Genomic DNA, 12,326 nt, shown 5'->3' with positions numbered 1-12,326 from the left:
GTCCCTCGCTTCAGTTGGCGGCCACGTCGGCCGACTTGGCTTTGGGCGTCTGACAGAGCTTGGCCTCGACTTCCAGGCCCGCCGGCATGTCATCCGGCGCCTCGATCTCCAGGGAGAGGAACTGCTGGTTCGACCAGTCTTCGTCGTTGCGCAGTTCGAAGACGTAGCGTCCGCCGGTATCCACGGCCTTGGACTGCTCGATCTTCAGCTGCTCGCGACGACCGTTCATGTACCAGATGGTGTTCTTGAGTTCGTGTACGCCGGGGTCGGAATAGGTGACGTCGGCGGTGTAGCTGCCCGAGCGGATCGGCAGGGCGCCGCTGTTGAGCAGCACCTCGTTGCTGCCCGCGTGCAGCTTGACCTTGCGGCTGATGGCCGGCTTGCCGTCGGCGCAGCCGTTGTCCACCAGCGGCATGGCCTGGCGGTAGAAGCTCTTCTGCGCCATGTCGTAGTGGGTGGCGAATTCCCAGATGAGGATCTTCGGCGGCTTGTCGTGGAATTCCTTGCTGGTCATGTAGGCCAGCAGGGAGCTGTCGAAGCCGCCGCCGGACACGGCGTTGTTGAGGATGTCGACCTTGCCGTACTGCTCCAGGAAACCGGCGAAGTTGTAGGCCGGGCCGCTGTTGGACGTACCCACCAGCGCAACCTGGGCATCGCCGCCCTCACCGAACAGGTCGCCGCCGCCCGAATCGCCCACCGGCTCGGTCTCGAAGCGGTCGACGTACTGCGGTGCGTAGCTGCTGCCGCACAGCTGCGCGGCGGCCTTGTGGAAGGTACCCAGCTTGGACAGCAGGCCCACGCGCTTGCTCTCGAATTCCTTCTTCGGGATGTCGTTGTAGGCGGGGATTTCCTTCAGGGTTTCGGCGACGATCTTCGCGCTGCGCATCGCGCCATATGGCGTCCAGTGGTGGTCGCCCTTGAAGTAGTAGGGGTGCTCCTGCTTCTCGTCGAACAGCGGCGAGAAGTCCGGGGTGTAGATGCCGGCCTTGCGGAACTGGGCGATGGCCGCCTGGTAGTTCTTTTTCGCCAGGTCGTAGTTGAAGCTGGCCTTCTCCTGCGGGTTGAGCTTCTCGCGGTTCACCAGGCCACGGGTGGGCTGGTAGACGACGACCAGGTCGATGCCCTTGCGCTTGAGTTCGTCGCGCAACTGCTTGAGCTCGCGCCAGCCTTCGGCGCTGGTGCCGAAGTCGGTGCGCAGGTCGTAGGTGGTACGGAACAGCCAGTCTTCCTGAGCTGGCACCAGGTGCGTGAAGAAGCCCAGGTACTTGGTGTTGTACGCCGCGTCGTTGGACGCGGTGGGGCACAGGCCGGCGGCCGGTTGAGCGGTGTAGCTCGGCGCGTCGGCGGCCAGGGTGTGGTGGGCGAGCAGCAGGCCGGCGGTGAGGCCCGACAGGCGCAGGAAATTGACGGTCATACGTTTCATGGTCGGTCCTCAGTTCTGCAGTTCGGCCTGGCTTTCGACGGGGTCGATCAGCACCGCGCGTTGCTGGCGCACCAGCAGGTCCAGGATCTGGTCCTGCTTCTCGCCGAGCACGCCGTTGAAGCTGATGCCGGAAGATTTGGTCGGGCCGAGCATGGCCACCTTGTAGAGCTCCAGCGACAGCGGCGAATCCACCGACAGCGGGCCCGAGCCATTGCCGGCCAGCTTGCCGCCGACCACGATCAGCGAGACCTTGGTGTCGAAGGGGTCGAGGTCGATGTTGCGGTCGGTGTCGGTCAGGTCCTTGATGTGGCCGTAGACGCCGATCAGCTTGTTGCCGGCCGCGAGGTTCTCGTACAGGCGGATGTTCACGCTGTTACGGATGCGGATGCCGTGGCGCAGGTTGGCCAGCACCTGATTGCCGTAGATGAGGTTGTCGCCGGACTCGTAGAGCGTGATGCCGTCGGAGTGGTTGCGGTACACCTCGTTGTAGGCCACCAGGTTGCGCTCGGAATTACGGTCGAGGACGATCCCGGAAAGGTGGTTGTCGTAGGTCTTGTTGTGGATGATCCAGCTGTCGTTGACCTCACGGGAAACGATGATGCCGTGCTTCTTCTTCGTCCCGTAGACGGTGTTCTCGGCGATGATCAGACGGTGCGAGCGGTCATGCGGGTCGATGCCGTAGACGATGTTGTTCTTGTAGGTGTTGCCGCGCACCACCAGATCGTCCGCCTCGTAGCAGTAGAAGCCGTACCAGGCGTCCTCGAAGGTCGAGTCGAGCACCCAGCCCTGCGGGCGCGGACGCTTCATGGTCTTGTCCATGCCCGGGCTGTACTGCGAGATGGAGATGCCGTAGGCCTTCGAGGCGTTGTAGCCGAAGCTGGTGAAATGGCTGTTCACCAGGTAGGCCTCGGCGCCGCCCCAGGAGATCAGGAAGGGGCGGAACTCGTTGGGCGTCTTGAACCAGGCCGGTTCGTTTTTCGCCTCGTTCCAGGCGGTGACCTTGGTGTCGCGCACGAACAGCTTGCCGTCGTTGACCAGGAACGATCCGCGGTCCTGGGACAGCCGCAGTTCCTTGACCTTGCCGTCGACTTCCAGGGTCGCGCCCTGGCTGACGACGATGGGCAGGCGGGCGATGTAGACGCCCGGCTCGGTCTGTTCCAGCGCGGTCTTCGGCAGTTTGCCGACGAGGTCTGCGAGGTTGACGTAGCCGCCGTCGATGAAGATTGCCTGGGGCATCTGGCGCTGGCGTTTCACCCATTCGGCGAGACGGTTCTTGCCGCCGGTGAATTCCTTCAGCGGCTGCTGCTGGACCATTCGCTCGATGTGGGCCCGGCCGGGCTTCTTGCGCTCGATCTTCTTCTCCACCGCTTCGGCGGTGTAGCCGGTGAGGTCGGGCAGCTTGGGCGGTTCCAGGTGCAGCGGTTCGCTGGGCGCGGCGGTCACGGTGTAGTTGCCGGACTCCTTCAGCGTCTGGGTCTTGCCGGGCTCGGCGCCGGGATGTTCCTCAGCGGTTTTCTCTTCGCTGCCTTTCGCGGCGGCCTTGGCACTGCTCTCGGCCTTGGCCGCGGGCTGCGCCGCCCAGACCGGTGCGCCGGCGCTGAGCAGGCCGCCGAGCAGCAGCGCGGTCAGCGGCAGGGCGTGTAACGGGTGGCGGTTCATGGCCATGTCTCCTTGCGCGCGGTCATCCGCCAGGCACCCGGCTACGCGCCGGGAGCGGCGGAGTGCGAGTGCGGGTAGCTGACGGATGTTCATCGCTACAGTCCTCAGAAGCGCCAGATCACATCGACGAAGGCGTGGTGCATGGTCGAGTCGACGTGGCTGCCGTAGGCATCGCCGGGCTTGAACACGCCGCCGCGGAAGCGGATCAGCGCCGACGGCTCATCGATCGCCTGGCTCATCGAGGCCGGCAGCAGGCCCTGCTTGAAGTACTTGGTGACGACCAGGTCGACTTCCTGGCCGATGTCCTTGGAGTCATTGACCAGCGGCGCGGTGATGCCGCTGTTGCCGATGTCCGAATCGCTGTCCACGCGGCGGAACTTGTTGTAGATGACGCTGGCGTCATAGTCGTCGCGCAGCTGCCAGGAGCCGAACAGCGTTGCGGCCTCAAGGTTCGACAGCTCGCCGCGGAAAGCTTCGCCGAAGCGATGCGCGCGGGCCCGGGTGCCGGTGAAGTTGGAGCGGTTGCTCTCCAGTCCCGTCTGTTCGAACTGGTCTTCGCCGTTCTTGCCGCCGCCGCTGCCACGGGCGTAGGCGCCACCGACGCGCCACTGCTCGTCGATGTTCCAGCGCAGGCCCAGGTCCGCGCCGTAGGCATCCACATCGCCACTCTGCTTGCCGGCGGCGACACGCTCGCCGTTTACCGGGACGGTGGTCAGGCGGTCGCGGTTACCGGTGAGCCAGGTGGCGCTGGCCCAATAGTTGATGGGCATCTGCGAGCGCCAGTTGTAGCCGTCGCCGTTGGCCTCGATGCCAACCCAGGTGAGGTCGCCGGTGGAGCGCTTGTCCAGCGAGTCGACGGTTTCACCCGGGTCCGGCAGGCTGCCGCTGTCGTCGGCGTGGTGCACGCGCAGGCCGACCCAGTGCTGGGGCATCCACTGCGTGGAGATGTCGCCGAACACGTGAGTGCGGTCCTTGTCGTCCGGCGCCAGGTCAGTGATGTCGGTACGGTAGTCGGAGAAGCGCTGGGCGGCGCCAAGGTGGGCGCGCAGCAGGGTGGTGTCGAAGGTCCAGTTCAGGGCCTCGATGTTGGTGTCCTGCCACATGCCGCTGTCTTCGCGCAGGCGCTGGCGACCGAAGCGCAGGTGCTCGCCGGGGTACTGGGTGAGGCCGGCGTAGTCCACCCAGAATTCGCGCAGGGCGAGGTAGGCGTCGTCCGGCTCACGCTTGTTGTCGCTGCGACCGCTGCTGTCGTTGTTGACGTCGTCGTTCTGCAGGGTGTCGGTCTGAATGGTGTCGGTGGCGGCAACTGCCTGGCCCATCACATAAGCGCTCCAGTTGCCCCACTGGCCGAAGGCCCAGGGGCGCAGGTCCAGGCCGATGCCGTTGAGGTCGCCGCCGTGGGCGGTGCCCAGGTCGCGATCATCCTCGGATTCGGCGGTGACCTTGATGTCGATGCCGACGTTCTTCGGCGGCTCTTCTGCCGCATGGGCGAGGCTGCCGAACAGGGTGCCAGCCAGGCTCAGGCCGACGCCGAACATGGCAGGGAACAGGCGGGCGCGGCGAACAGCGGTAGCCAGAGCTCGCGGCTTAATCCCTTCGATAAGAGCAAACGGCGGGGTGGTCATCGGGTCGATGCGCTTCATAGGTTTTCTTGTTCCTGGTTGTTCTGCAGAAGGCTGACGGTGGCTTGCCAGTTGGCGCCGCGAGCCTGTTCTTCACGCTTGAGCAGTTGCTGCGCGGCGCTGCGGTCGGCCGGCTGGATCTGCGGTTCGAGCTGCGCCATCAGGTCGCTGGCGGTGGGCACCTGCTGGCGCTGGGCGAGTTCGCCGAAGACGTAGGCGTTGACCAGGTTCGGGCGCACGCCACGGCCCTGCGAATACAGCTGGGCGAGGGCCATGTCGGCGCTGGCCTGACCGGCGCGGGCGGCGATCAGCAGGTGATCCACGGCCTTCTGCGGGTAGACCTGGCCGAGGAAGCCGCGGCGGTAGATCTGGCCCAGGTAGTAGTGCGCCTGGGGTTCGCTGGCGGCGGCCTTGAGCAGGTGCTGCTCGGCTTTCTGCGGCTCCTGCGGGGCCCACTTGCCGTCGTAGTAGAGGCGCCCGAGCAGCAGCTCGGCGCGGGGCTGGGCGGCGTCCTGGGCTTTCTTCAGGTAGTCGAGCATCTGGTCGAGGTCGCCCAGGTCGGGGTTGTCGTACTGCAGTTTGGCGAGGCTGACCCAGGCGGCCGGGTAGGTCGGCGCGATCTCGGTGAGCAGCGCCTGCGCGGCCTGCGAGTCGGCGGTACCGATGTTCGGATCGGCCAGCACGCCGGCCACCGACTCGACGCGCTCGGACGGCACGCGGCCGGCCTTCCAGCCTGCCTTGAGTGCTTCGATGTGGGCCTTCTGCTTATCCGCGTTGCCCTGCTTCTGGTACACGGTGGCCAGTTCCATCCAGCACACGTCCATGCGGTTCAGCCAGCGCTGGCAGACCTGCTCGACTTCGGTGAGGTGCTGGTCGTAGGTGCCCTGGGTGCGGTACAGGATGATCTGCGCCAGGTCCGCCTGGGGCAGTCCCTGGGCGCGCCACTGGTCGATGCGCTGCTGCGGGTTCACGTTCGGCCAGGCCTGCGGGTACTGCAGGTAGAGGACCACCAGCGGCACCAAGGCGCTGTCCTCGCCTTCGTCGAAGGCACGGGTCAGCAGTTGCTCGGCTTCGCGGTGCTCGGCGTCGGTGCCGCCGGGCTTGGCTGCCAGCCACTTGCCCAGGCGGGCGCGGGCGCGCGGCGAGCTCTCGGCGGCTTCGCGGTAGAGCTTTTCGGCGCGGGCCTGCTCGTCAGGGTCGCCGGTGGCGGCCTGCATGTCGGCCAGTCCGACCTGTGCGTCGGCGTAACCCATGGTCGCCAGGGCCTGGAAGTTGGCCTGGGCGGTGGCGATGTCGCCGCGCTCCAGGGCTTCCTGGGCCAGTCGCTGGTCGGGCAGGCCGGCGCAACCGGCGGCTGCGGCGATGGCCAGCGCCAATCCAAGGTGTCGGGCCAGGTCCGGGGCGTGTCGCAAGACAGGTCGATTCATGCGGGCAGTCCTCTTAGCGAGCGGTGGCCAGGGCCATCGCCTTGTTCAGCAGGGTGCGGCCCGGCAGGCCGCCGATGCTGACTTCAGTCGGGCGGCCAGCCATCTGGCTGTCGAGCGGCTGGTCGGGGGTGATCTGCACGCGGATTTCCGAGGACAGGTCACCGTCCACCGGTGCGGTGCGCAGGATGCGGCCGCCGCGTACTTCGCTGTCGCCGGCGACCTGGAAGTTCACGTGGGTGCCAGGGGACAGCTCGGCGGCGTTGCGGTAGGGGAAGCGCGCCTCGACGGTGGCGGTGCTGTCGCGCGGGGTCAGGGTGAAGATCACGTCGCCCTTGTTGGCGAACTGGCCGTTGGCGACGCGCTGCTCGACCACGCGGCAATCGCACGGGCTGGTCAGGGTGCCTTTCATCTGGTGGCCGAAGAGCTTCTCGATGTTGCTCGGGTTGAGCTGTTCTTCGGTCAGGTTGCCCTTGAGCAGGTCCAGCAGGTTGGCGGAGAAGGAGGCGATCGGCGCGCCCTTGGCGACTTCAGCACCGGGTTCGACCAGGCTTTCCACGGTGCCTTCGCGGGGCATGGTGATCTGCTGGTTGGCCACGCTGACCACGCCCGAATCGGCGTGGGTGACGAAGTACAGGTTGTAGATCTGGTTGAGGATCACCGCGAAGGCGCCGACGCCGACCACGAAGATCGCGGTGCTCACGGTGACCGCGCGGAAGCGCCCGAAGAAGCCCATGCCACCCGAACCTGCGCCGTGCTTGCGGGCCTTGGTGAAGTTCTCGCGCTGCAGGGTGTTGAGCATGTCGCCCACGCTGATCACTTCGCCTGCCAGGTAGGAGGTGATCAGGTAGCGCAGGGCGGCGATCTCGCGCGGCTTCAGGTGCTGGAATTCGCACCCCACGCGGCCGCTGTCGCGGTCGTAGGAGCGCACCTGGAATTCCACCTCCAGGGAGAAGCTGATGCTGTCGATCTGGAACAGCAGCTTGCCCTTGTGCAGGTCGCCGACCTGGACCGGGGTGTTGTTCGCCGAGCTGAAGGCGAAACCGCCGGCGGACAGGTCCAGCAGGCGCGCATCGACGCCTTCGCGGTTGCCACCGATGTAGCGGATGCGCGCGGGCAGCTTGACCCGTGCGTGCTGGCGCTGGGCTTCGGATTCATGCACGACATTGACGTTGACGGCGGTATTCATGGGGTCGAGTCCTGTTCGTAGCTAAAAGGGGCGTGGCTAAAGGGAGCCTTCAGACGATGGTCAGCAGTACGGCGACGAAAACGCTGGCCGCGGAAAAGGTCATGGCGCGCGAGGACCAGGTGTTGAACCAGCGCTGGAAGCTGGCCAGGCCACGGTCGAGCTTGGTGTTCTGGCGGGTCCAGGACTGCTGGTCGAGGCGGAAGAACACGTAGATCTTCACCAGGGCGCCGACGATCTGGTTGTAATAGAGAATCGCCGGGTAGGCCGGCCCGATGTGGTGGCCCGACAGCGACAGCAGCAGGGTCAGCACGAAGCGGGTGATGCCGATCCACAGCAGGTAGATGAGCAGGAAGGCGATGCTGTACTTGATGCTGGCGATGATCGCGGCGACCAGGCCCAGCAGGCAGGTCCACATCGACAGGCGCTGGTCGAACAGCACCACGCTGGTGAACCAGCCCAGGCGTTGCGGGCCCAGGGCCAGGGCGCGGGAGTTCTGCCGCAGGTTGTTGCCGTACCAGCGGAACATCAGCTTGCGGCTGGCCTTGATGAAGCTCTTCTCCGGCGGGTGCTCGACCGTGTTGATCGCCGCGTCCGGCACGTAGAAGGTGTCGTAGCCCAGGCGCATCAGGCTGTACCAGCTGGACTTGTCGTCGCCGGTGAGGAACTGGAAGCGGCCCAGGCGCCAGTGGTCGAGGTGGTCGCTTTCCACGTCGGTGATGAAGTCCGGATCGGTGACCACGGCAGCACGGAATACCGACATGCGTCCGGTCATGGTCAGCACGCGCTTGGACAGGGCCATGGAGCACATGTTGATGTGGCGCTGGGCGAAGCGCAGCTTGTGCCACTCGCTCATCACGTAGCTGCCGCGCACTTCGCAGAATTCGTTGGTGGTCAGGCCGCCGACGTTGGGGAAGAGCTTGAACCAGGGCACGGTCTTCTTCACCACGCCGGGTTCGAGCACGGTGTCGCCATCGATCACCGCGACTACCGCGTGTTCATCCGGCAGGTGGCGGGAGATGGCACGGAAGCCATGGGCCAAGCCGTCGCGCTTGCCGGTGCCAGGGATACGCACGAAGTCGAGCTTGACGTGGTCCGGCGGGTTGAGCTTCTGCCACTGCTGCTTGATCAGCACCTCGTCGGACATCTCGACGATGGAGCACACCACGGTGGTGGGGTAGCCGCAGGCAATGGCTTCTTCGATGACCGAGCGATAGACCATGGAGGTGGTCAGCGCGTCGATGCGGAAACTGGTGACCATCAGGTAAACGTGCGACGGGTCGGCCGCGTCGCCGAGCTTGCGGACCTTGCGCCGGTAGTGCGGGTAGACCAGGTAGAGGAACAGCATGCCGCGCAGGAAGTGCAGGCCGCCCATGGAATAGCGCCAGATACCGACCGCACCGATCAGCAGCAGGAAGTCCTTGGACTCGGCGTCGAATACGGTCGGTGGCACCAGTAGCGCCAGCAGCATCAGCAGGCTGAGAAAGACCAGCCAGCCCGTGGCTTCACCGATCACTCGTTTGTAGGTTTCCATCGTCGTCTATCCGTCTGGTGGGGCTTGGTTACCGGTCCGCCTGGGCGGGCCGGTAACCGGCGCTTTGGGGTTCTGAAGGCATGGACTCGATTGAGCGAGCTAGAGTCCGGTTAGGCGGAGAGGGACGAGGAAGCGGAGTTCACTGAAGTGAATGAGCATTTCCGAGTTCCTCTCCAACGACACCGGGCCGACGCGCAGCCAATCGAAACCCAATTACCAGCAGATGCCTTCGGCGCGGTCGTCGGTGACGCTCGGCATGAAGCCGATCAGGTCGACGACCTTCTTGCCCTCGGGCGCCTGCTTGACGACGTCGACGAACAGCTCGTCGCCGTTGCCCAGCACCAGCACGTCGGAGGACTTCACGACCGCGTCCAGGTCCGAGACCAGCAGCGAGGAAACGTGCGGGATCTTCGATTCGATGTACTCCTTGTTCGCGCCATGGACGCGGGCGTACTCGACGTTGCGGTCGAAGATCTGCAGCTCGTAGCCCTTGCCGATGAGCATCTCGGCCAGCTCCACCAGCGGGCTTTCGCGCAGGTCGTCGGTGCCGGACTTGAACGACAGGCCGAGCAGGCCGACCTTGCGGCTGCCGTGGGCGGCGATGATGTCGAAGGCCTTCTGCACCTGGTGCTGGTTGCTGCGCATGATCGAGCCGAGCATCGGGTGTTCGATGTCCAGCTGGCTGGCGCGGTAGGTGAGGGCGCGGACGTCCTTGGGCAGGCAGGAGCCGCCGAAGGCGAAGCCGGGCTTCATGTAGTAGCGCGAGAGGTTCAGCTTGCGGTCCTGGCAGATCACGTCCATCACCTCGCGGCCGTCGACGCCGACTGCCTTGGCGATGTTGCCGATCTCGTTGGCGAAGGTGACCTTGGCGGCGTGCCAGACGTTGCAGGTGTACTTGATCATCTCCGCGACCTCGATGGTCTTGCGGATGATCGGCGCGTCCAGTTCGCGGTAGATTTCTTCCAGCAGGTCGCCGGTCTGGGCGTCCAGCTCACCGATGACGGTCATGGGCGGGAAGTCGTAGTCCTTGATCGCGGTGGATTCGCGCAGGAACTCCGGGTTGGTGCCCACGCCGAAGTCGGCGCCGGCCTTCTTGCCCGAGCAGTCCTCGATGATCGGGATCACCACGTTGTTCACGGTGCCCGGCAGCACGGTGCTGCGCACGACCACGGTGTGGCGCGCTTTCTTCTCGCGGATGGCGTAGCCGATCTCGCGGCACACGGACTCGATGTAGCCAAGATCGAGGTCGCCGTTCTTCTTGCTCGGGGTGCCGACGCAGATGAACGACACGTCGGTGTCCAGCACGGCCTTCTTGAAGTCGGTGGTGCCCGACAGGCGACCGCTGCGGATGCCTTGCTCCAGCAGAGGCTCCAGGCCCGGTTCGACGATGGGCGACTTCCCGTTGTTGATCAGATCGATCTTGGTGGTGGAGACATCCACCCCAACGACTTCATGGCCTCGTGCGGACAGGCAGCCGGCACATACTGCGCCAACATACCCAAGACCAAAGATGCTGATACGCATCGCATTCACCTCTTCAATGGTCGAACTGTTTAAGTTGCCCGTGGGCGTTTTTAAAGGGTGCCCCGAAGGGCGCTTTATTCAGGTTGAGTGAACCCTCGGAAGATGCTCTTTCGAGTTCTTCCGTACTTCCTTCCAGGCAGGCATGGGAATCGAGTGCTAAACTTTCGAGCACAGTCTTGGGGCGAACTTTTAATAGTTGCCCTGTTATGTTTCAGGCGGATTGCAAAGTTGGTGCGCTCTCCGTCCTGGCGTGCTCAAGTCTGGTTAGATGATTGCCTCGTCATCTGAAAAGTTCAGTTTTTTCATTGGGTTAGGTGCTTAGTTCAATCGCTGATTGCCAATCGAAATAACCTTGGAACCTAATCTCCAATTTCTCACCGAGGCACTTTCTGGTCGCCATCGATGATCGTTGCGCAAATAGGATTTATCTCAAATGCGGTTAGTTCCTTCCGCTCATCCCGCCTCGGAAATGATTTGAAATATCCAATTGATATCACTTGATGCTGGATTAATGGCCATTCGCGACTTGGCCTTTCCAGTGCAAAGTGCATGGTCAGGAAAAGTTCCATTGAATTTTTCGTTAAAAACGACCGTGTATCGTCGGTAAGACATTCGTTCAGCTGCCGTTCAGCTTTCTCTCTTGCAAAGTGCAATCGTGAAATGCATGTCATGGCCAAGGGCTGTTAATGGCCAATGGATTACAAGGGCAGGAGCGAATCGGGACGATTTCCATCCATCCGGTCGGTTCGGATGGCGGAAAAAATTTCTCACGATTAATCCCGAAGCAGACGAACGGTCATTTTGACCATTTTCACTGTGTGGGCATTAGGGGGTGTTTTGAGCAGTAAACGTACAGTTCAGGCCCCCGTGACCGCGCAGTTCCATGGTCAATGGCTTACAGGCCACTTGGTATCAGGCAGGTTTTTGCGGGGCGTGCGGGCTCAGTAACCGGCGTCACCGCACCATCGAGGCGCCCCACCGACGCTCGCGCGCCCGACAGGAAGGGGGGATCGAAACGAAAACGGGAGCCTCAGGGCTCCCGTTCGGTGCAGCAGGTGGGGCAACTTAGTCGTCGGCGTGGTCGCGCAGGAACACCAGCTGGTCCGCCTTGGAGTGCTCGGCACTGTAGGCGTAACCCGCGTAGTTGAAGTCCTTCAGGCCTTCGGGGTTGCTCAGGCGCTCCTTGATCACGTAGCGCGCCATCATCCCGCGGGCCTTCTTGGCGTAGAAGCTGATGATCTTGTACTGGCCGTTCTTCAGGTCCTTGAACTCGGTGTCGATCACCCGCGCGTTCAGCGCCTTGCGCTTCACCGCGCCGAAATACTCGTTGGAGGCCAGGTTGAGCAGCACATCGTCGCCCTGTTCGGCCAGGGACTCGTTCAGCCAGCCGCTGATGCGCTCACCCCAGAAGGCGTAGAGGTCCTTGCCGCGGGCGTTGGCCAGCTTGGTGCCCATCTCCAGGCGGTAGGGCTGCATCAGGTCCAGCGGCCGCAGCACGCCGTAAAGGCCGGAAAGCATGCGCAAGTGCTGCTGGGCGAAATCGAAGTCGTCTTCGCTGAAGTCCTCGGCCTGCATGCCGGTGTAGACGTCGCCCTTGAAGGCCAGCAGCGCCTGCTTGGCATTGGCCTGGGTGAACTCCGGGTGCCAGCTGCCGAAGCGCGCGGCATTGAGGCCGGCCAGCTTGTCCGACAGGTGCATCAGTTCGGCGATCTGTGCCGGGGCCAGTTCCCGCAGGATGCCGATCAGCTCCTGCGCGTCGTCCAGGTGCTCGGGCAGGGTGAAGCGCTGCGTCACCGGCGCGGTGTCGTAGTCCAGGGTCTTGGCGGGGGAAATCACCATCAGCATCGTGCGGTCTCCTACAAGCGAGCGGCGATTGTAAGGAGTCGCGGGCGTTGGCTCCACCTATGGGGACGATTAGCCTCTCTATAGAGGAGGGCGCGGACGCAGAGCCAGG

General features: G+C 64.0%; 8 protein-coding genes. All 8 read right to left on the bottom strand.

Translation table 11 applies throughout. From position 1 onward, the window contains the following. Positions 1 to 10: 10 nt before the first annotated feature. Positions 11 to 1,423 carry an alginate O-acetyltransferase gene (locus PNI01S_RS17275; RefSeq protein ID WP_037015972.1) on the bottom strand — a complete coding sequence of 471 codons (1,413 nt, stop codon included), beginning with the start codon at positions 1,421 to 1,423 and terminating at the stop codon, positions 11 to 13. A 9-nt stretch (positions 1,424 to 1,432) separates the two neighbouring features. Further along, entirely contained in the window at positions 1,433 to 3,082 is a 1,650-nt protein-coding gene (algG, locus tag PNI01S_RS17270) for a mannuronan 5-epimerase AlgG (protein WP_084358689.1), read from the bottom strand. Between the two features lie 104 nt (positions 3,083 to 3,186). Continuing rightward, positions 3,187 to 4,620 carry an alginate export family protein gene (locus tag PNI01S_RS17265; protein WP_065086699.1) on the bottom strand — a complete coding sequence of 478 codons (1,434 nt, stop codon included), beginning with the start codon at positions 4,618 to 4,620 and terminating at the stop codon, positions 3,187 to 3,189. 101 nt (positions 4,621 to 4,721) lie between these two features. Next, on the bottom strand, positions 4,722 to 6,131 hold the full coding sequence (gene algK / locus PNI01S_RS17260) for an alginate biosynthesis TPR repeat lipoprotein AlgK (protein WP_084358688.1): 1,410 nt from the start codon (positions 6,129 to 6,131) through the stop codon (positions 4,722 to 4,724). A 13-nt stretch (positions 6,132 to 6,144) separates the two neighbouring features. Then, a complete protein-coding gene (locus tag PNI01S_RS17255; protein ID WP_054910083.1) occupies positions 6,145 to 7,317 on the bottom strand; it encodes an alginate biosynthesis protein Alg44 in 1,173 nt (390 codons plus the stop codon). Between the two features lie 49 nt (positions 7,318 to 7,366). After that, positions 7,367 to 8,848 carry a mannuronan synthase gene (gene alg8, locus PNI01S_RS17250; RefSeq protein ID WP_037015978.1) on the bottom strand — a complete coding sequence of 494 codons (1,482 nt, stop codon included), beginning with the start codon at positions 8,846 to 8,848 and terminating at the stop codon, positions 7,367 to 7,369. Between the two features lie 213 nt (positions 8,849 to 9,061). After that, positions 9,062 to 10,372 (bottom strand): GDP-mannose 6-dehydrogenase, encoded by a 1,311-nt coding sequence (gene algD, locus PNI01S_RS17245; protein ID WP_084358687.1) that lies wholly within the window; start codon positions 10,370 to 10,372, stop codon positions 9,062 to 9,064. A 1,065-nt stretch (positions 10,373 to 11,437) separates the two neighbouring features. Then, the gene (yaaA, locus tag PNI01S_RS17240) at positions 11,438 to 12,217 is read right to left on the bottom strand and encodes a peroxide stress protein YaaA (RefSeq protein WP_024765839.1); all 780 of its coding nucleotides are present in this window, start codon (positions 12,215 to 12,217) and stop codon (positions 11,438 to 11,440) included. Positions 12,218 to 12,326: the final 109 nt, after the last annotated feature.

This window comes from Pseudomonas nitroreducens NBRC 12694, from assembly GCF_002091755.1.
Classification (GTDB): domain Bacteria; phylum Pseudomonadota; class Gammaproteobacteria; order Pseudomonadales; family Pseudomonadaceae; genus Pseudomonas; species Pseudomonas nitroreducens.
The sequence above is the reverse complement of the archived record's forward strand: the minus strand, read 5'-3'. Positions and strand labels throughout refer to the sequence as shown.

Bases quoted from the DNA above. Each gene is read 5' to 3' on its own strand.
- PNI01S_RS17275 (WP_037015972.1), bottom strand. From the start codon at position 1,423: ATGAAACGTATGACCGTCAATTTCCTGCGCCTGTCGGGCCTCACCGCC.
- algG (WP_084358689.1), bottom strand. From the start codon at position 3,082: ATGAACCGCCACCCGTTACACGCCCTGCCGCTGACCGCGCTGCTGCTC.
- PNI01S_RS17265 (WP_065086699.1), bottom strand. From the start codon at position 4,620: ATGTTCGGCGTCGGCCTGAGCCTGGCTGGCACCCTGTTCGGCAGCCTC.
- algK (WP_084358688.1), bottom strand. From the start codon at position 6,131: ATGAATCGACCTGTCTTGCGACACGCCCCGGACCTGGCCCGACACCTT.
- PNI01S_RS17255 (WP_054910083.1), bottom strand. From the start codon at position 7,317: ATGAATACCGCCGTCAACGTCAATGTCGTGCATGAATCCGAAGCCCAG.
- alg8 (WP_037015978.1), bottom strand. From the start codon at position 8,848: ATGGAAACCTACAAACGAGTGATCGGTGAAGCCACGGGCTGGCTGGTC.
- algD (WP_084358687.1), bottom strand. From the start codon at position 10,372: ATGCGTATCAGCATCTTTGGTCTTGGGTATGTTGGCGCAGTATGTGCC.
- yaaA (WP_024765839.1), bottom strand. From the start codon at position 12,217: ATGCTGATGGTGATTTCCCCCGCCAAGACCCTGGACTACGACACCGCG.